This is a genomic window from Agrobacterium sp. 5Ca50, assembly GCF_055381905.1.
This window is the reverse complement of the sequence record NZ_AP026440.1, coordinates 677,501-696,727: the sequence shown is the minus strand read 5'-3', so window position 1 is coordinate 696,727 and position 19,227 is coordinate 677,501. Positions and strand designations below refer to the sequence as shown.

Sequence of the window (19,227 nt, the reverse complement as noted above, 5' to 3'; positions counted from 1 at the left end):
TCTAAAATTCACCACACATCGCGGATCGCGACGCTTTCTCGTTTTCCGGTTGGAAAACAATGTGCAGACAATCACTTACGAGCGGAGCTCGGGCGAACCCCGGGTCGCTTTATCTTGCGGTCCTTCCCCCTACCCCCGTTTACGCTCCCAATATCGCTGCTTTCCGGTGTTCAAAGCCGAGGGAGCGGGAGTTTCTATGCGCGCCGTCCAAGGGAATTTCGCAGCAATTCGACCAGGGCCGAACGTTGGTCCGGCTTGAGTTTGTCGAGATTGCGTTGCCGCCAGCGGATGGCGGGAAGCTCTGCCACGTGACCAATCTTCAGCAGGGACCAGTCCGGTTCTCCGCGCTCGAAGCCGATCAGAAATTCCCGGTGGTGATCCGGCATTGCGCCAATCAACACCTCGATCATTTCATGCTGGGTTTGGACCAGTTCATCGATTGCGACAGTGGCCTCGGTCATGCCTTCGAAGCCATTGCTGTATTCGTTTGCGAGGTCCTTGACGCGGCCCGAAAGCACTTCACCCATAGGGCGGTTGTGACTGAGCAAATAGACGATGAACGCTTCGCGCAGGTCGTCGGTCAGCCCTTCCTGGGTAAGCAGGCCTTGCACATCGAAAAGGTCACGCGGGTGCTGCCGATCCAGCGCTGCCACCAGCTTGCCCGCAAAAAGGTCTTCGAAGGAAACGACGCTGGTTTCCGCATAGCCGAACGCCTCTTCGACCGCTTCGGTGACGGGGATCGTAAAAGGCTCGTGAACCACACCGCGCAATACGGGAGAGACTTCGATCTTGACCTGCGTCCCCTTCGCAATCACGAGAAGGCGAAGGATCGCACCATCGTGGATGTTTTCGGTGACGCGCGCGCCGGGCAGCTCCGCCAGAGCTGCCGCCTTGATGCGCTTCATGGCGGCGTCGATGTCCGCCAGAGCCTCAGGCCTTCCATTTACTGGCAGATACATCAGATCGATATCGACGGAGAGGCGCGGCAGGTTGCGCACAAAGAGGTTGATCGCCGTTCCGCCTTTCAGCGCAAAACAGGCTTCACGCGCCACGATGGGAAGAAGACGCATGAGCAGCCGAACCTGGTCCTGGTACTGGTCACGAAACGGCATCAAGTTCCTCCGGCACGGTTATCAGATAGACCGGATCAAGCCTGCCACCAGGGACAAGCATGCGTTTGCCTTTGCCCAGATCGATAGCATCCTTGTCCAGACGCTTGAGCCACGCATGGCGGTGACGATCCGCGAAGAGGAAGAACAGGCGTTTCACCTTAACGCTGTCACAATCGACCAGCAGCTTTTGCAGCCGCCTCGGGCTGAAATTTGCCGCACTTTGCATAATCATGTCGGCCTGATGGAAACTCTCATGGCGCGGCAATTCATCGAGCATTTCGAGATAGGCGCGCTCGGGCTGGGAAAGTGTCAATGGCCAATCCCATTGCCCCCATGCAAGCGCGGTCAGACTGCCGCCCTGAAAGCGGGCGAGATCGTGGTCTGTTCCGTCCGCGATATTCCAGGCGAGACTGCCAAGCCCCTGCGTGATCGGATCATTCCGGAAGAGGGTCGCGCTGTTGTGATAGACAAAGCGCTGGGGAAGGTTCAGCTTTTCCAGCCATGCGGGCGGCTTGTCCGGCCCGTAGAGATGGACAGTCTTGGTCTCATGCGAAAGATAATGCGCGAAGCCCTGCAGCTCCAGCGCGGTGCGACCGCCGACGTAGAGCGGGGTTCGCAAGAGCAGTGTCTGAAGAGATATGACGACTTGCTGCCAGCTCAGCGTGCCGCGCGGCCTTTTGTAGACGCTGCGCACCGGCTGTTCCAGCCAGCCGGCCTTGACGTAGTAGGCGCGCAGATTGCTGGCGATGCCGTGATCTTCCAGCCACGCGGCATCCACGACCAGCCCTTCGGGGAGGTCTTTCTCCAGACGGTTTAACAGTGATGCAGATTGCTCAGCCATGCTGAGTATATTACCAGTTTCTCAAACCATTTCAAGTTTGACAATACCACAGAATACTCAACAGAGTTGATCATCTTCGATCATCTTCAAACCTTTTATATCCAGCGCCCGCCTCTGGCGGGCGCGACATTTCCCGCAGGAACAAGGGGAACCGCCGCTCACGCGGCGGCCCCTTCCTTGGTGTTCGCAACGCTCTGCAGACCGTGCAGGAAATCGGCTGCGCACTGCGCATTGGCGGCGGCGCTGAAGATTGCGCGCTTGTCTTCCTTCAGCACTTTGCGCCAGCCCTGAATATAAGCCGCATGGTCCGCACGAGGCTCCGGCTTCAATTCCAGATCGGCGCACAGAAATGCTGCGCCATGCTCGGCGACCAGTTCCTCGCGGGCAAAGCCTTCATCATCCCCAATTTTTTCGACCAAGCTCCCGGTCAAGGCGGTTCTTGTGTTTTGTCCAGTGGGTCAGTTCATGCGCCAGCGTGGCATAATACGCCTCGGGCGCGTGAAAGCTCTCGAAAGAGGGCATCTGCACATCGTCGCTCGCGCCACTGTAATAGGCCTGATTTCCGCCATGACGAATATCGGCATCCTGGAAATCCCGAAACCCGGCGAATATCGCTTCAAGATTCCAATCTTCGCGGAAGGGTTTCGTGCTCCAAAACAATAGGGCGAATTTACACTACGTCATCAGAGAGCAACGATATGAGACCGAATTGCGATTGGTTTACCGAGCGGGCGACGTCCACCTGGAAAGCGTCCCCTTGCAGCCCGACCTTTACTACGACGCAAAACTACCTCTTCGATAAGATTCGCAGCAACGAGCAGCCGCTTTTTACACGAGGATCTACCCACTGAACGAGATCGATGCAGCTTTCGGCCTCAATATGAGCGATGTCGAACGATCAACGATCTCGGAAACGGTGGGCGTTCTTCATGAGGCGTGCGAATGCGCCTTCACGATCGGTCGTCATCTCATACGATTGATGCATCAGGTGAAAGCCCATGTCCTGTACCACTGCTTGCTTCCAGGGCCTGGATAGGATTGCGTGCGTTAGATGACGGGTCATCTTAGACCGTTCCATCATCATTCCGGCGATCTCCCGAGCCCGGGGCAGCAACTCTTCACGTGGCAAGCACTCATTTGCCAACCCAAGTTCCACAGCGGTGCGCCCGTCGATGCACTGGCCAGTGTAGGCGTAGTAGGCCGCTCGCTTAACGCCTATAGTCCGCTGAAGGATCAGCGCCATTCCATCACCCGGAGGCGTACCGCCAAGGAAATGTGGATCAAAGAAGTCAGCGTCTTCTGCACAAAGCGTAATGTCGCAAAGCGTCGGGAGTTCGCAATGGGTACCAGGACCGTTGATTATACCGATCGTAGGTACATCGATGTTGAATACCATGTTTTCGATCAGACGCCTTGAGTCGTGAAATAGTGCCAGTTGCTCTTCGCGATCCCATTCGCGAAATGGCGTCGTCCACACCTCGGGATTACCGATTTGCCAGCGATCCCCGGTCCCCGTCACGATAAGAACTTCGTTTTTGCGATCTCGACCGATATCGATCCAGGCTTCGCGCCAAGCATGATGAGCTTCCCAGCTATGAACCGCGGGTCCTCCCTCGTGATGAAACCGGCACTCAATGACGCCATTCTCCCTGGTTAGAGCGATAAACTTCTCGTACGACGATTTGTATTGTTCAAATGAACTGCAATGGCTGGAGTCTAGGAAGCTTTTGTGTTCCGACATATCTAGTGTCCTCTCTTTGATTAGATGAAGAATTCAAGGTAAGTAAATTTGGGAATATGCCGCTGTTCAGACCTCACAAATCCAACGTGTCCTGACACGTTTTGGAGAACTTCTGGATGGAATCCCGTAGGCAGCTTTTGATTGTGAGCGGATTTAGCCCGCCACAGATATTCTTCATCTCAGCCTGGCACATCTGGGCCGTATCCCAAAAAATCTGGCATGCTGGAGAAAGTTTCTCTCGATTTTGACGGGCACATTGGTTGATGCTGTCAGGCGATAGCCGCCATGGTCGAACGCAAAGCGAGCGTATCTCCGCGCCGCACGCCTCTTTGACGGCAGGTGACGGCGAGTTTGCCAGCGCTACTTGCGAGCACATGCCCACCAAACCGCTCACTACGAACCGAATGAGAAAGCGATGCATTGAGTTGTATCCGCAGTCTAATCGCCATTTTAAAGTCTTATGCGCCAACATGTGCTCGATCTCTGTTGTTTCGTGACGGCGGCATGGCGTATTCATTAAACTCCTTCAGCACATCCACTACTTTGATGCACTTGGTTGGGGTTGGTTCTCCGTCCATTTTGGTGGCGCTCCAAACCGACTGGCGATCAAGCCAACCAGACCTGGAGAACGCCCAAAGGTCTCGCACGCGGCGTGCTTGGGTGTGCCGCCGAACCAAGACTGGACGCGATGTGCTGAAGGCAGTGAGAGACCGGAGCCATTTCGATCCTGACCGTCGACTATGAGTTTCGAGAACTCGTTCCCAAAGGTGGCTGCTAACGTGTAAGCATCCCCGACCTGGGATACTCGCGGCGTGTTTGAAATCGAGTTGGCTCCGCGTGCCCAGACTGTCGCTGCAACCTGATTGCCTGAGTGGTCGACCGCTTCTGCTTCAACGGCAATGCCGCCGAGCCCGATTGGCAGGCGTGGAGCTGCTATCGGAAGTGCAAATCCGGTCCCGAGAGTTAATGCCGCCGAAGCTCCCGCTGCGACCTTGTCCGTTGGCACGAGATCTGTGACGACAGCACGAACGGTCATGTCGGCGACCTGCGCGTAGGGAACCATCTCAAACCTATCGCTGAGTGATATACAGAGCGCGCGATCGAGGATGTTCGCAACCATTCTGCGATCATCTAGGGATCCTACCCGCGAGGCGGCATCATGGGTGAAGCTCGCAGGAATGATCGTAGCTGTCCTCAATCGTGACAGAGCTACGCTGTCAACATATGTGCGCCGCTTAGACAGGGTGCCTTTCTCAGGACTGAGACGACTGTACGAGCTTAGCGTGCCGCCCTCTTTCAGAGGCACGGAGGTACATGCTGTAAGCAACGGCATAGCCAAGAGAAAAAAAAGCCGAGTACGGCACGGCGACACCGTTGCTCCACCAAGACGCGACGCGTGGTCCGTGGTGAAACGCTGCCTGCCCGATCCGGACGTTATCGCAATTGTATGCGCGGTTTCGCGCCTCGCAGTATATAGTCCTGTCAACGTTCGGAACCCCTGCCCGCGCGCTCAGTCGGGCCAGAAGGCAACCTCTCTGTCGCAAGTCCAGTCGTACCCTCCGGTTGCCGCGAGACGGCGGTTGGAAAACGGTATTCGTGGATATCGGCTGGCGTGTCCTTGCCCTGCATCCTTGAGATCAGCGCATGGAGCGGTGGCGACAGTAGCCAGTTGCGAGTGATAATACCCAAGCGGGTGCGAGGCGTAGATAGCCCCGTAAATAGCTGCTTCTGCTTTTGCGCGACCAACGGGCGCTGGGCAGCTTCGTAGCCAGATAAGGCCGCGGAAGAAATACCATGAGTAGCCAGTTCTCCTGCTAGCCGGTAAGCGCCGGTTAATGCAAGAAGCGCGCCTGCACCTGACGCAGGTGAAGCGCAATATGCGGCATCGCCGACGAGCACCACCCGCCCCGACGACCAGGATGGCATCTGCACTTGAGCGAGCGCATCAAAGTAGAAATTAGGAGCGCTGTCAGTCTTCTCAAGCAAGGCAGGTACATGCCAGCCGAGACCCGTAAAGGCTTGGCGAAGCAACGCGCGCTGCTTCTCGACGTCGCGGTAATCGTAGTTGAGCTGAGTATCGCTGCGGAACATGAAGTTGATCTGTCCAAGTCCAGGCTCGGCACGGAAGATTGACGCGGATTTTCCAGGCTCGTTGTAAAACGTCACCCAGCCGTGCTCACCCATCGGAAGATCGACGTTTAAGAAAGCGAAGTAGTGTTGCTTGAATTTTAAAAACTCTTCTTCTGCTCCGAACACGGAGCGACGAACGCTCGAATGTAGCCCATCCGCGCCGATAACGAGATCGAATCGTCTAGGAGGCCCTTTTGCGAAAGTGACATCTACCCCGCCTTCATCGTGCTGGAGCGTTTTGATCGTTTCGCCAAATACGTAATTTACGTCATTCTTGGTCGCATCGAAGAGCAGTTCCGCCAGATCCCCGCGCTTGATCTCCAGATCTTCGGAACCCACCATCCGTTCCATCGCCTCAAGTGGCATTCTCGCGCGTTCTCGATCGCGGTGATCGACGAAGCGCATGCCCTCGATTCTCAGCACCTTGGCGCGAACGGCAGATGTGAGGCCCATTCTCTCGACAACGGCGAGAGCTTCGGACCTTATATCCACACCGTTTCCGCCCCGGCGCAACTCTTGCGCCTGCTCCACGATAGTCACATCGAAGCCGGCGCGGACAAGCCAGAAGGCGGCTGTCGGTCCAGCAATACTGGCGCCGACGATCAGAACTTTGGGCCGGTTGGCGGCAAAACTATCAACTTTTGACATATCTCATGCTCCTGCATATAAGATACACGTCGCATCCTATCTCGCAAGAGTCAAGATGCGGCTCGCATCTTATTTTGAGGTCGTAATGGATACAAAGGCGCAAAGACGACGTGGCCCTGAGTTGGACGAAGCCATTCTTCAGGCTGTCTGGGATGAGCTATCGGCGAAAGGCTATGGTGGATTGACGTTGGATTCGGTTGCAAGCCGAGCCGGCACTAGCAGACCAGTGATCCATCGTCGGTGGAAAAGCTTAAACGACTTGGTAATGGCGGCCTTAGCTCGCTACGTCGCCCTCAACCCAATTTCGATTGCGGATCAGGGCAGCGTCCGCAGCGAGATGGTACTGCTACTGAAGCGGCTTTCAGACCGAGCTCAACCTCATTTGATGCGGATTCTCGTTGATATGCGTGAGGACCTGTTGAAGGACAACCTGAGTTTTGCCGATGTTCCTAGCAGGATCGGTGAACATGGACTGGTTGCCGAGATCCTGGAGCGTGGAGCAAATCGTGGTGAAATTGACCCCGCACGCATTACCCGCCGAATTGCCTCGTTACCAATCGAGCTAGCGCGTCATGACATGCTAATGACTCTCAAACCTCTCTCTGACAAAAGCATCGAAGAAATCATAGACGAGGTGTTCTTGCCCCTAGTTCTCCGAAGCTCGAAATAATGCTAACTTCTGGAACGTTCGCCTGGGGCGCGTCGTAGCTGTGAAACGCCGTATCGGCATATCGCGTGAACGTCGTTTATCGCTCCCATGAAGTTCGACAATATACAGGGCACGTCCGAGTGATATGGCCATCATGGCCGCTCTCTCGTTCCTGCCTCAGCATCTGAGGCTAATATCTCAACCGTTGCCGTCATACCCGCCGCTAGTTCCACACCGGACGGCGCCCGATCAATCTTGATGCGTACCGGGATGCGCTGGGCAAGCCGCACCCAGGAAAAGGTTGCAGCCACATTGGGCAGGCCGAGATGGCCGGGCGCATCGTTGCTGTTCTCGATTCCCCGACCGAGGCTTTCGACATAACCAGTGACTGGCTGATCAAAACCCATCAGCATGATGTGAGTCTGGTCGCCAACGCGGATCTGGCGGATCTTCGTCTCCTCGAAATAACCTGTGATCCAGAAGCTGGCGGCGTCGAGGACGGCGACCTTCGTCACACCCGCCGTCGCATAGTCGCCTGGCCGAAGCCTCAAATTGGTGACATAACCGTCGACCGGCGCACGGACCGTCGAGCGGGCAAGGTTAAGCTTGGCCAGATCCAGCGCCGCAACCGCTGACTGATAGGCAGCGCCGGCGACCGCAGCAGCACCGCTCGATTGCTGAGCCACCTCTTGGGAAACGACGTCCTTGAGTTGGCTGTGCCGCCGCGCCGTTGCCTGACGAACGATCACATCCTGGCGCCTGGCTTCGACCTCAGCCTCAGCCAGCGCCACTGCCAACCTGAGCCGCTCGGGGTCGATTTCGTAAAGGATGTCACCCCGACGGACATATTGGTTATCAACCACGGAAACAGCGTTGACCGTGCCGGAGACTTCCGGCGCGATCTGTACGACATCGACGCCAACGCGTGCGTCGCGGGTCCAGGGTGTCCGCTCGTAGTGGTTCCACGCCTTCAGCGCGATAAAGGCGGAGACGGCAACGAGGCAAAGGGTCAGGGCATAGCGCCCAAGCATGGATAGGACAGGTTTCAAGGCAGGAGTCCGATCGATGGCAGGTACTGCACGAGCAGACCGTAGATGATGACAAAGGTGGCGAGTTCGACCAGCGGCCGATAAGCGAACCGGCGATTGAGACCCGAGGCGGTAAACAGGCGGAGCACTGAAATGGTGGCGACCAGAGCGACGAACGCGATAACTACAAGGCCGGGGATCATGACGCCTCCGATATTGAGATCAACGATCATCGGTCGTGATCCTCCTGTCTGCCTGAGAGCCAAGCACGAACCGCATGTCGATGAGCAGATCGACAATCTGCAGGCGGTTCTTGAGCACGCCGCCGGCCGTCTTCTCGATCAGGGTCTCTATCCGCTTATCGAGGTCGATGAGGTCGGCAGGCGTTGACGGCCTCCGGCCACTGAAGCGTGCGGCGATGACGAATAGAAGCTCGTTCAGTTCAACGCCGGCCTCGCCCTTGATCTGCGGAATTGTCTTGCGAAGCTGTCCGGCGACATGCCCGATGCGAAGATGGTTCAGTGTATCGTCGAGCACATCTGGATAGGCTTTGCCGGTCAGCCGCAACCTTGGCAGCAGCAAGGCTGTCCGATCAACCATCAGGCTTGCCCAGCGCGCTTCGTCGGGTGCAGCGCCGAACGCGCGTCGGCCAACGTCCCGGCGACTCAATCGAAGCAAGCGGTTGATCGCTCCATCGACCGGCAAGGTCTGAAACAGGGACATACTTACGGCGCCGAAGCCTACCGCCGCGAACAGCGCGATCACACTGTTGAGTGAGGTGGCGAAGTCTCCGGTGTAATAGGGACCTAGGGCCGAGAGGATCGGAATGGTCAGCGTGATGCCAAGCGCCATGAAGGTCGTCGGCAGGCGTGCTTGGAGAGAGCCCGCGAACAGGAACGCTGGCGCAAGCACCGCGACCAGAACCCGAAAGTCCGTGACCTGGGGCAAGATGAAGAAGCTGTAGATAAGGCTGATTACCACCCCGTAGATGGAGCCGACGAAGTATTTGATGACAAAAGGCACAGGCGCATCAAAATTGGCGAACAGCGTGCAGCAAACGCCGAGAATGGAGACGGCCATTCCTCCCTCCGGCCAGGCCGACCAGATCCAGAAGGCGCAGCCGATGACGATGCCGACGATCGCGCCGAGCGCGGTTCGCCCCGCCATCCAGGGATCGCGATGATAGACATAGCCTTTCGCTCGCTTCGGTCCATGAAGCGACCTAGCGTCGCGTAATCGCCCGGTCGCCGCAATGGTCCGCCCGAGCCTGTCGCAGTCCTGTAGCAGACCGACCATCTCGGCGAGGTGACCAGCGAGGTTGGCTGCAAGCCTGTCGCCGGGTATCGCAGCCTCGGCGCCAAAACGCTTCTGGACTGATCGTGCGTGCGCGATGAGTTGGGCTGCGGCAGCCTCCCGGTCTTCCGTTTCGGCGCTTGCGGCCCAGACACCGACGTCACCGACCAAGGCGATCAGCTCACCGCGCGCATCGCTGTCGCCTAAGCGAAGGACCTCAATCCGGTCTTCGATCTCAGCTGCGAGCCACAGCAAGCGGGCAAGCCGGTCATGGATAAGTTGCAGTATCTGCCGTGACGGTGTGGGCGCCGGATCATAGGGCAGATGCGTGGCAAGCCCCTGGATTGCCAATAGGTCCCCTGCGAGTTGATGGCGGTCGCGGCGGTTTTCTCCCGGCGTTCCACGCAGTGCATCGCCTGCCAGCCGACGAGCGTGCCGCAGCGTGGCCGACAGCTTGCCGGTGAACTGGCCGGTCATGCGTTTCGGGAGAATGTAGCGATGGATCAGGACGGCACACAAAATTCCAATCAAGATTTCCTGAACGCGCACCGACGCCGTCTCGAAAATCGCGCCTGGATCAAGCACATTCGGGAACCCGATCAGGCTTGCGGTATAGCCGGCAAGAACAAAGGCATAAGCGCGCGGTGTGCGATCAAGCAGCGAGAAAAACAGGCACAGTCCGATCCAGGCCGCAAGCACGACGCTGCACACCATCGGATCGTTCACGAAGTTCGGAACGATCGCGACCGTTGCTATGGCGCCGACCAGCGTCCCGGCGAAGCGATAGACACCACGGCTAAAGGACGCCCCGGCAGACGTCTGTGAGACGATGTAGACAGTTACGATGGCCCAGAACGGCTTGGGAAGCCCGATCCGCAGCGAAATGTAATAGGCCAGCATAGCCGCGGCGAAACTCTTCGCCGAAAACAGGATCGCGTCCGCATCCGCCTTCAGGGAGGATGCGCGCAGGAAGCTCGTTCCAGCTTCAAAAATGGCTGCAACAGTCTTGCTTGAGGGGGTGTTTACGGATGGCACGGTGTTCATGCCGCTAGTTATGATCGATTTGCAACATCACATAAATTGGCTATTATGACATGAAATACCTAAAACTGGCCATTCTCATGTCTGTGGTACGATCTGTCGTTTCCGTTTTCGATCCTGACCTCACCTCTCTGCCTGCGGTCGCCCACAAGCTAGATTTCGCCGATTACGAGGCGGAAGTGCCTCTGCACGTTCATCGCAAGGGTCAGTTGATCCTCGCTCTGCACGGAGCTGTTACCTGCACTGCGGGCAACGAAATCTGGATCGTGCCGCCCAATTGCGGTGTGTGGATTCCGGGCGGCGTGCCCCATAGTGCACGCGCAACCGCCAATGCCCGGCTTAACTATCTGTTCGTCGAACCGGGGTCTGCCAAACTGCCTGAAAACAGTTGCACGCTGGCAGTTTCCCCAATGATCCGCGAAATGGTCGATCGGTTTGCTCGCGAGGGTGCGGACTATCACGTCGACAGCCATGCCGCCCGCATCGCGCGGGTGATCCTCGACGAACTCGCGCAGATGCCGCATGAGCGGTTCAATCTGCCAATTTCCAGCCATCCGAAAATCCGAGCGATGGCAGACGCTCTAACAATCGAGCCTTCCGATCGCAGCACGCTGAGCGATTGGGCGAACCGGGTCGCGATGAGCGACAGATCATTAGCTCGGCTGCTGATACGGGAGACAGGACTGACGTTTGGACGTTGGAGACAGCAACTCCATCTGGTTGTCGCACTTCGTGAACTCGCAAGTGGTGAGAGCGTTCAGAATGTTGCGGCGACACTGGGATACGATTCCGTGAATTCGTTCATCACGATGTTCAAGAAGGCTCTCGGCAGCACGCCGGCGCAGTATTTTGCTACCCGAAATCCACCGACTGCTAAATCTGCTTAAGTCATGCGCCTGTCACCGGCTGGTGCGGCACAAAAAAAGTGACGCAAACGTTTTGCAAGCGATTGAACAGAAGCTCCTACAATCCCAAGCCCCGGTGCCGCCCAAGCTGCCACGACACTGATCCGCCCTGCACAATTCCGGCAACCTGTCGGCCAAGTTGGCGGTCGATAACCGCCCGCCATGGGACAAGGGTGAACTCATGGGATTTTTCGACAACGGCGAACTTGCCGCTGGATAGCTGCACGGTCCCGGTGAACTTACCACTGACAGTTTCTCCATCGGCAGCCGAGCGGAACGGCAACCCCTTGCTCCCCCCCATTTCCGCACCGACGCCGGCCACTTCCCGTTCCCGCAGATTGGCAAGCAAGTTACGACGATAGAGGATGCGTCCATTCTGCTGCCGCGCGGCATCGCCCTGTGCGATATGATGCTCGCGCCGCTGGTCCACAGCCTCGCGCACCTGCTGACCAAACCCTGCCGAGGTAATATCCGAAGCATCCGGCGTCACCAGCCTCCGGTCCAGCCAGGTGGCACCATCGGCGCCGATCTGCTTTTCCAGATCGAAGGTCGAGAGCACACGGATGCTGGCCTGCCGGTTGCGACCGGCATCATAGGCGGTGGCGCGGCTCTCGAAGTCATCGGGGATGCGCCACCGGTCAGCGTCGATCCGTTCAGCGATCCCGGCGCGGCGCAGCACCTCCAGTCGCCGGACATGGGCATCGACATAGCCCTCGTAATCTCCGCCAGGCACACGTCCCTCGAACTTCGCCTGTTCGAGGTGCCGGCTCGGTCGGTAGATTCCATTCTCCGAGATCGCAGCGATGGTCCGATCAGAGGGACGCTGCGCCGTATCGGCTGGGCTGACTTCCACGATGCTGCCGATCCGGGCGTCCTCGACGCGGGCTGGATCAATGCCGGGAAAATGGTGTGTTCGCCCGTCGATGCCGTCCACCACGATCGTCAGGTTCTCGCCCATCTCGTCGGTGAGATATTTGTCCACGACGCGACCGGTGATGGGTGCCGCGGGTACCGCATCGTGAAGCTGGAAGGTCATCGGGTCACGTTCCTGCCCATCGGCCTTGAGCGCCTTGTGTATGTTGCGAATGATGTCGCCGCGCTCACCGAGTTCACGCAGCGCCGGTTCCATTTTCACGCCAAGCTCCCAGACGCCGGGTGCATGTTCCGTGGCCAGCCCCATCTTTTCCAGCTTGGCAAGACGGCGCAGGCGAAGCGTGCGGTTGAATTGGCGGCGTGCATCTGCCGGTTCATGGCGCAGGTCGAGGAACCGTTCGTCGGCCTCCTCGGTCATGGTGCGGTCGATGCGCGTAAAGCGGTCCTGATCCATTTCGGCAGACAGCTTGCGGCTCTGCTCGATCTCGGTCACGGGGCCGAGTTCCAGCGTGGTCAGTTCGCTCGCCCGCTCACGAATACCATTGGCGAGATAGTCGCCATTGATGACCAGGTTCTCGCCCAGATCGTCCTTCCCCCGAATAATGACATGGACATGAGGATGGCCGGTATTGTGGTGATTGACCGCCACCCAATCGAGTTTCGTGCCAAGGTCAGCCTCGATGCGGGTCATCAGATCGCGGGTGTGTTCGGTGAGGTCGGAAAGATCTGCGACATCTTCGGGCGAAACGATAAAGCGGAACTGATGGCGATCATCCTTGCCGCGATCAAGGAAGGCATCTCCATCAGCGCGATCGTCGGTGGCGGAATAGAGCTGGCCACGTTCGCCATCACGCGAAGTTCCATCGCGCTGGATATAGCGCAGATGGGCACCCCTTTGCCGTTCTTCCCCGCGCTCTGAACGTACCGGGTTTTGACGACGACGCGGCGCACTCCGGCCGCACTGTGGCGCCAGCCGCCTGACAGGGTTCGGGCGCGGACAAAGGCCGAGCCACGGCCACGCTTGACGCCCGGACCTTTGCCCGCGCGCGATGCCTTCCCGCTCTTTCCGGCTGAACCAGATGACGGCGACGAGGACGTCCGGGATGCGAATGATGATGATCTGCCGGGGCTGTTGCTGTGCTGACGCGCCAGCTTCTTCGCCTGCGTCAGAAAGCTCTTCGCCTTGCCCGCGTTCGGTAAGTCGGATTTGATCCGACCTGGCCTGGGACGAAAGCGGTTCTCGTCGTCGGCGCTCATGGGCGCATCCCATGCCGTTTAGGCACGCAAACGGCAGATATTCGGCTATAGTGCCGATCAAAACCCAGCAAAGCCAAGGCTTTGCGCCATATAGCGGCACGCGAGGCCCAAAAGCAGGGTGCCGTGCGCCGCGTCCCAAAACAGTGTGCAGACAGGGGCTTGCCCAGAAACCGGCCCGTCAGGGTGCCGGTTTCCTTTATCTTGCCCTCCGTCCTTTCTTCCCTTTCTGCCCTTCGATCCAGATATGCAGCCAGGCGACCCCCGACCTGACTGCACACCGGATCAAGCACGCGAGAACGCGGGGCTGCGATGCTCATCGCATTCCCGCGCCGTTCGCGCGGGCGACGAACATCGAGCCGCGCTGCGGCTCCGCATCGACAGGATCGCGCACCGGAACGGCAGCGCGACCGTCGCTCTTTTGCTCGCCCGACCGTTCGCCGGACTGCGCGACGGATTGCCCGCCTGACATGCTCGACCGCGCGCCGGATGAACAGCGGAGCCTCGGGCCAATCGGGCGGCGGCTCGGCGCGTTTCTCCGGCTGATCGGTGGGCGCGGCCCCGCCGATCAGCGGCAGGAGCGCAGCGACATAGGCGCGGGTCTCGGCGGGCAGCGGGCGGCCCGTCGAGCGATGATCGTCATAGCGGCCGGGACCGGCATTGTAGGCAGCGAGCATCGCCGCGACATTGCCGTAGCGATCCCACATCTCGCGCAGATACGGTCGATGCGATGATGTCGCGTAACAAGGTGGTCTTACCCGTGCCCGGCGGCCCGTTCACCGCCAAAATACCGGCAGTTTTCAAGTCGCGGTGCGCAAGATTGACGGCGCATTGCTGGAGTAGCACAAGCGGATGGCGGCCATTGGCCGGCCATGCGCCAAGCGGAAAATTCTTCGGTTGGAGAGCTTGTGCGAGCGCTCCACAATCTTCCATCAAATTGCGCCGCGCGGCCGGTTTTTCCAAGCCTAGATAGCGCTTGAGATTGGACGGCAAGGAGCCGTTTTTGGCACGCGTACTCGCTTCGCGGCGCTGATCGGTTCGCCTGCTCGAACCACATCAGCAAGGGCGCGTGTTCAAACGGCCGCACGATCCCGCGTGGGGATCTGGAAGCCCGCGTGCTCTCCGGCCTGAAGGACCGGATGATGGGGCCTGGGATCGTTGAGGAGGCTATGCGCGCCTAAGCGGAGGAAACGAACCGGCTGAACCGGGAACGCCGCTCCAGCGGCGGTGCTTGGAAAGCAGAACTGGTAAAGATCGAGAAGCAGATCCGCGGCATCATCGAGGCGATCAAGGCTGGCATGTTCCATGAGAGCATGAAGGCTGAGATGGACACGCTGGAGGCACGCAAGACCCAACTGAACACCTTGCTGGCCGACGCGCCGGAGGACACACCGGACATTCTGCCGAGCGCCTCGGCGATCTACGCGAAGAAGGTTTCGGCCCTGACCAAGGCGCTCAATCGCAAGGAAGAGCGACAGGAAGCAGCGGAGACATTGCGCGGCCTGATCGAGAAGATTTTGCTGACACCGGGGCCGGAACGCCGCGAGATTTACGCAACTCTGCACGGCGAACTGGACACGATCCTGAACTGGACAGAGCAGCAAGCTATTGGAAAGACTGCAAAAATAACAAACCCCGCAGCGGATGCTACGGGTTTGTCGTTATCAGTGGTTGCGGGGGCAGGATTTGAACCTGCGGCCTTCAGGTTATGAGCCTGACGAGCTACCGGGCTGCTCCACCCCGCGTTACCAGGTTTTTGCCAAAGGCAAAATACCGACTGCGCAAGTTCGCAGAACTTGTCGCGACAGAGCAAACACGATGTGTTTGCATCCCCTAGGCAAACTGTAAAACAGTTTGTCCGTATTTCCAGGTTTTTGCCAAAGGCAAAATACCCCTAGGCAAACTGCATGGCAGTTTGTCCGAACCAGCGCAAATCCAGAGGATTTGTCGCGACGACGTCGATCGCTCTAGCGATTGACGGATCTTTGCCGAGCAAATTGCGTTGCAATTTGTCTCGCGTTTCCTGAACTTGCCACTTTTCCCGATCTATCAGCCCTCAAAGAGTTAGCTTTTCGGAATGGCGGGACGGCATTAGTCCAAGAATTGGCCTTAAACGCAAAAGGCCGCTTTGATAGCGGCCTCGTGTTGGGCATCGAGGCCCTTTTTGTGATGAGAAGATGTTTTGTAAGCTTTGAGTTGCGTTTAGCAGACCTGGCAGCGACCTACTCTCCCGCGTCTTAAGACGAAGTACCATTGGCGCTGGGGCGTTTCACGGCCGTGTTCGGAATGGGAACGGGTGCAGCCGCCCCGCAATAACCACCAGGTCGGCAAAACGCAACAACTTACGTTGTTTTCGAGAAGCTGGAGAGCTTGAAGCTCACTTTAATTTAACACGTCTTGATGGACATGAACAATGAGAACGAAGAAGTCGATCGAGCTATTAGTAACGGTAAGCTTCATACATTACTGTACTTCCACACCCGTCCTATCAACGTGGTCGTCTTCCACGGCTCTGATAGGGAATACTCGTTTTCAGGTTGGTTTCCCGCTTAGATGCCTTCAGCGGTTATCCATTCCGTATATAGCTACTCTGCTATGCCCTTGGCAGGACAACAGATCCACCAGAGATACGTCCATCCCGGTCCTCTCGTACTAGGGACAGATCCTGTCAATATTCCTACACCCACGGCAGATAGGGACCGAACTGTCTCACGACGTTCTGAACCCAACTCACGTACCGCTTTAAATGGCGAACAGCCATACCCTTGGGACCTGCTCCAGCCCCAGGATGCGATGAGTCGACATCGAGGTGCCAAACAACCCCGTCGATATGGACTCTTGGGGGTCATCAGCCTGTTATCCCCGGCGTACCTTTTATCCGTTGAGCGATGGCCCTTCCACACGGGACCACCGGATCACTATGACCGACTTTCGTCTCTGCTCGACTTGTCAGTCTCGCAGTCAGGCTAGCTTATGCCATTGCACTCGACGACCGATTTCCGACCGGTCTGAGCTAACCATCGCGCGCCTCCGTTACTCTTTCGGAGGCGACCGCCCCAGTCAAACTACCCACCATACACTGTCCCGGATCCGGATAACGGACCGCGGTTAGACATCCACGAAGATAAGGGTGGTATTTCAAGGATGGCTCCACAAGAACTGGCGTCCCTGCTTCAAAGCCTACCACCTATCCTACACATGCCTTGGCGAATGCCAGTGTAAAGCTATAGTAAAGGTGCACGGGGTCTTTCCGTCTGACCGCAGGAACCCCGCATCTTCACGGGGAATTCAATTTCACTGAGTCTATGTTGGAGACAGCGGGGAAGTCGTTACGCCATTCGTGCAGGTCGGAACTTACCCGACAAGGAATTTCGCTACCTTAGGACCGTTATAGTTACGGCCGCCGTTTACTGGGGCTTCAGTTCAGAGCTTGCACCCCTCCCTTTAACCTTCCAGCACCGGGCAGGCGTCAGACCCTATACGTCGTATTGCTACTTCGCAGAGCCCTGTGTTTTTGATAAACAGTCGCTACCCCCTGGTCTGTGCCACCCCACTATACTTGCGTACAATGGGGTCACGCTTCTTCCGAAGTTACGCGTGCAATTTGCCGAGTTCCTTCAACATAGTTCTCTCAAGCGCCTTGGTATACTCTACCTGACCACCTGTGTCGGTTTCGGGTACGGTCTATACGGTGGAGCTATTTCCTGGAACCTCTTCGCTGCACAACCAATCCAATAAGGGTGTACAACACACGAGATCCGTCACTACCACCAGGCCCACGAATATTAACGTGGTTCCCATCGACTACGCGTGTCCGCCTCGTCTTAGGGGCCGGCTAACCCTGCTCAGATTAACTTTAAGCAGGAACCCTTGGTCTTTCGGCGAGGGAGTCTCTCACTCCCTTTATCGTTACTCATGTCAACATTCGCACTTCCGATATCTCCAGCAGCCCTCACGGGTCCGCCTTCACAGACTTACGGAACGCTCCGCTACCACACGATCATAAGATCGTATCCTCAGCTTCGGTGCATGGCTTTAGCCCCGTTACATTTTCGGCGCAAAGACCCTTATTTAGACCAGTGAGCTGTTACGCTTTCTTTAAATGATGGCTGCTTCTAAGCCAACATCCTGGTTGTTTTGGGATCCTCACATCCTTTCCCACTTAGCCATGACTTGGGGACCTTAGCTGGAGGTCAGGGTTGTTGCCCTCTTCACGACGGACGTTAGCACCCGCCGTGTGTCTGCCGACTAGTACTCCTCGGTATTCGGAGTTTGGTTAGGATCAGTAAGACGGTGAGTCCCCATAGCCCATCCAGTGCTCTACCCCCGAGGGTATTCGGTCGACGCTCTACCTAAATAGATTTCGCGGAGAACCAGCTATTTCCGAGTTTGATTGGCCTTTCACCCCTAGCCACAAGTCATCCCAATCTATTGCAACAGATATGGGTTCGGCCCTCCAGTTGGTGTTACCCAACCTTCAGCCTGCTCATGGCTAGATCACTCGGTTTCGGGTCTAATGCAACTAACTAAATCGCCCTATTCAGACTCGCTTTCGCTGCGCCTACACCTACCGGCTTAAGCTTGCTAGTTACACTAAGTCGTTGACCCATTATACAAAAGGTACGCCGTCACCCTTGCGGGCTCCGACTGTTTGTAGGCATCCGGTTTCAGGTTCTATTTCACTCCCCTCGTCGGGGTGCTTTTCACCTTTCCCTCACGGTACTTGTTCGCTATCGGTCATGCACGAGTACTTAGGCTTGGAGAGTGGTCTCCCCATGTTCAGACAGGATTTCACGTGCCCCGCCTTACTCAAGGACAATGATTGTTCTACGTGTACGGGGCTATCACCCGCTACGGCCGAACTTTCCAGATCGTTCCACTTTATTCATCATTGCCACTGGCCTGGTCCGCGTTCGCTCGCCACTACTTACGGAGTCTCGGTTGATGTCCTTTCCTGCAGGTACTTAGATGTTTCAGTTCCCTGCGTTCGCTTCTTACCCCTATGTATTCGAAGGTAAGATACCTTATATCAATACTTGGAAACCCAAACCGTTCATAAGAACAGCTTGGATTCTCCAAGTATTTAAGGTGGGTTGCCCCATTCGGAGATCCATGGATCAAAGCTTATTCGCAGCTCCCCACGGCTTATCGCAGCGTATCACGTCCTTCTTCGCCTGTGCATGCCAAGGCATCCACCAAATGCCCTTAAAACACTTGTTCGTTCTCATTGTCTATGCCCATCACATAGCCTCCAAAGGAGGCAAGACCCGGTTACCTTTTACAACCAGATCATTCTTTGATGCCATCGACGTGTTCGATACAATCCTCATATGAAGGCACGCCGGTGCACTTCGAGGTCGTATCATTAAGACCAGCTTCTCGAGATATCATCCGGTGATGCGCGGTCAGGCAACACCAATCCAGCATTTCCATCAGATGAACCAAAGTTCAAACAACAAAAATGCCTAGGACAAGCTTTCCTTCCTACCTCCAATCCCTCCACCACGCCCGGCCGACTAAGCCATCAAATGGGTTCACAAGGACTGGGCTCGGACGTCTCAAACCCAATGGGCTCAAAACACCTGGAAGCTTCCAGACATATCTTCTCTTCACAATGTAGACAGAACAGGCATCTTCTCTTCATCAGAGCGATGCAAACTTTTATTTCTTCAAAGGATAACAAAAAAACCGACCACTCAAGCCGCACACAGC

Annotated in this window: 13 protein-coding genes, 1 tRNA gene, 2 rRNA genes and 1 pseudogene; 3 read left to right on the top strand and 14 right to left on the bottom strand. The window is 57.0% G+C overall.

Translation table 11 applies throughout. The features are described from left to right. Positions 1 to 194: 194 nt before the first annotated feature. The 6 genes and pseudogenes from ACZ5FM_RS25410 to ACZ5FM_RS25385 form a co-directional block, all read right to left on the bottom strand. The gene (locus ACZ5FM_RS25410) at positions 195 to 1,112 is read right to left on the bottom strand and encodes a nucleotidyl transferase AbiEii/AbiGii toxin family protein (RefSeq protein WP_464041187.1); all 918 of its coding nucleotides are present in this window, start codon (positions 1,110 to 1,112) and stop codon (positions 195 to 197) included. Continuing rightward, positions 1,099 to 1,953 (bottom strand): type IV toxin-antitoxin system AbiEi family antitoxin domain-containing protein, encoded by an 855-nt coding sequence (locus ACZ5FM_RS25405; protein WP_464041185.1) that lies wholly within the window; start codon positions 1,951 to 1,953, stop codon positions 1,099 to 1,101. Before ACZ5FM_RS25405 ends, ACZ5FM_RS25410 begins: the two co-directional genes overlap by 14 nt. Positions 1,954 to 2,111: 158 nt before the next feature. Beyond that, positions 2,112 to 2,535 (bottom strand): annotated as a pseudogene (locus tag ACZ5FM_RS25400) (zincin-like metallopeptidase domain-containing protein); the annotation flags it as partial. Between the two features lie 316 nt (positions 2,536 to 2,851). After that, complete coding sequence (locus ACZ5FM_RS25395) at positions 2,852 to 3,694, bottom strand: enoyl-CoA hydratase/isomerase family protein (RefSeq protein WP_464041184.1); 843 nt, start codon at positions 3,692 to 3,694, stop codon at positions 2,852 to 2,854. Positions 3,695 to 4,232: 538 nt separating this feature from the next. Continuing rightward, positions 4,233 to 5,027 carry a DUF3313 domain-containing protein gene (locus tag ACZ5FM_RS25390; RefSeq protein ID WP_312950516.1) on the bottom strand — a complete coding sequence of 265 codons (795 nt, stop codon included), beginning with the start codon at positions 5,025 to 5,027 and terminating at the stop codon, positions 4,233 to 4,235. A gap of 149 nt (positions 5,028 to 5,176) precedes the next feature. Continuing rightward, positions 5,177 to 6,472, bottom strand: coding sequence for an FAD-dependent monooxygenase (locus ACZ5FM_RS25385; protein ID WP_464041183.1), 1,296 nt, complete (start codon positions 6,470 to 6,472; stop codon positions 5,177 to 5,179). An 85-nt stretch (positions 6,473 to 6,557) separates the two neighbouring features. Between ACZ5FM_RS25385 and ACZ5FM_RS25380 the strand changes: the two genes are divergently transcribed. Continuing rightward, positions 6,558 to 7,142, top strand: coding sequence for a TetR/AcrR family transcriptional regulator (locus ACZ5FM_RS25380; RefSeq protein ID WP_464041182.1), 585 nt, complete (start codon positions 6,558 to 6,560; stop codon positions 7,140 to 7,142). 131 nt (positions 7,143 to 7,273) lie between these two features. On the opposite strand, the gene ACZ5FM_RS25375 is transcribed toward ACZ5FM_RS25380, so the two are convergent. Genes ACZ5FM_RS25375 through ACZ5FM_RS25365 form a run of 3 tightly spaced genes read right to left on the bottom strand, consistent with a single transcriptional unit; the run spans position 7,274 to position 10,486 of the window. Further along, positions 7,274 to 8,170 carry an efflux RND transporter periplasmic adaptor subunit gene (locus tag ACZ5FM_RS25375; protein ID WP_312950424.1) on the bottom strand — a complete coding sequence of 299 codons (897 nt, stop codon included), beginning with the start codon at positions 8,168 to 8,170 and terminating at the stop codon, positions 7,274 to 7,276. Next, complete coding sequence (locus ACZ5FM_RS25370) at positions 8,167 to 8,382, bottom strand: DUF1656 domain-containing protein (RefSeq protein ID WP_312950426.1); 216 nt, start codon at positions 8,380 to 8,382, stop codon at positions 8,167 to 8,169. Before ACZ5FM_RS25370 ends, ACZ5FM_RS25375 begins: the two co-directional genes overlap by 4 nt. Continuing rightward, on the bottom strand, positions 8,372 to 10,486 hold the full coding sequence (locus ACZ5FM_RS25365) for an FUSC family protein (protein ID WP_464041181.1): 2,115 nt from the start codon (positions 10,484 to 10,486) through the stop codon (positions 8,372 to 8,374). The genes ACZ5FM_RS25370 and ACZ5FM_RS25365 overlap by 11 nt, the downstream gene beginning before the upstream one ends. Positions 10,487 to 10,536: 50 nt before the next feature. Here ACZ5FM_RS25365 and ACZ5FM_RS25360 point away from each other — a divergent pair, with 50 nt between their 5' ends. Beyond that, complete coding sequence (locus ACZ5FM_RS25360; RefSeq protein ID WP_464041179.1) at positions 10,537 to 11,370, top strand: AraC family transcriptional regulator; 834 nt, start codon at positions 10,537 to 10,539, stop codon at positions 11,368 to 11,370. Positions 11,371 to 11,446: 76 nt separating this feature from the next. Here the strand turns inward: ACZ5FM_RS25360 and ACZ5FM_RS25355 are convergent, their stop codons facing one another. Continuing rightward, on the bottom strand, positions 11,447 to 12,568 hold the full coding sequence (locus ACZ5FM_RS25355; RefSeq protein WP_464041535.1) for a DUF3363 domain-containing protein: 1,122 nt from the start codon (positions 12,566 to 12,568) through the stop codon (positions 11,447 to 11,449). Between the two features lie 1,259 nt (positions 12,569 to 13,827). Between ACZ5FM_RS25355 and ACZ5FM_RS25350 the strand changes: the two genes are divergently transcribed. After that, a complete protein-coding gene (locus tag ACZ5FM_RS25350; protein ID WP_464041178.1) occupies positions 13,828 to 14,061 on the top strand; it encodes a hypothetical protein in 234 nt (77 codons plus the stop codon). A 631-nt stretch (positions 14,062 to 14,692) separates the two neighbouring features. Here the strand turns inward: ACZ5FM_RS25350 and ACZ5FM_RS25345 are convergent. From ACZ5FM_RS25345 to ACZ5FM_RS25330, 4 genes are all read right to left on the bottom strand, one after another. Further along, positions 14,693 to 14,914, bottom strand: coding sequence for a hypothetical protein (locus ACZ5FM_RS25345; RefSeq protein WP_464041177.1), 222 nt, complete (start codon positions 14,912 to 14,914; stop codon positions 14,693 to 14,695). Positions 14,915 to 15,183: 269 nt separating this feature from the next. Continuing rightward, positions 15,184 to 15,260: transfer RNA gene (locus tag ACZ5FM_RS25340), tRNA-Met, on the bottom strand. 464 nt (positions 15,261 to 15,724) lie between these two features. After that, positions 15,725 to 15,839, bottom strand: a 5S ribosomal RNA gene (gene rrf / locus ACZ5FM_RS25335). A gap of 95 nt (positions 15,840 to 15,934) precedes the next feature. Beyond that, a 23S ribosomal RNA gene (locus ACZ5FM_RS25330) occupies positions 15,935 to 18,735 on the bottom strand. Positions 18,736 to 19,227 lie beyond the last annotated feature (492 nt).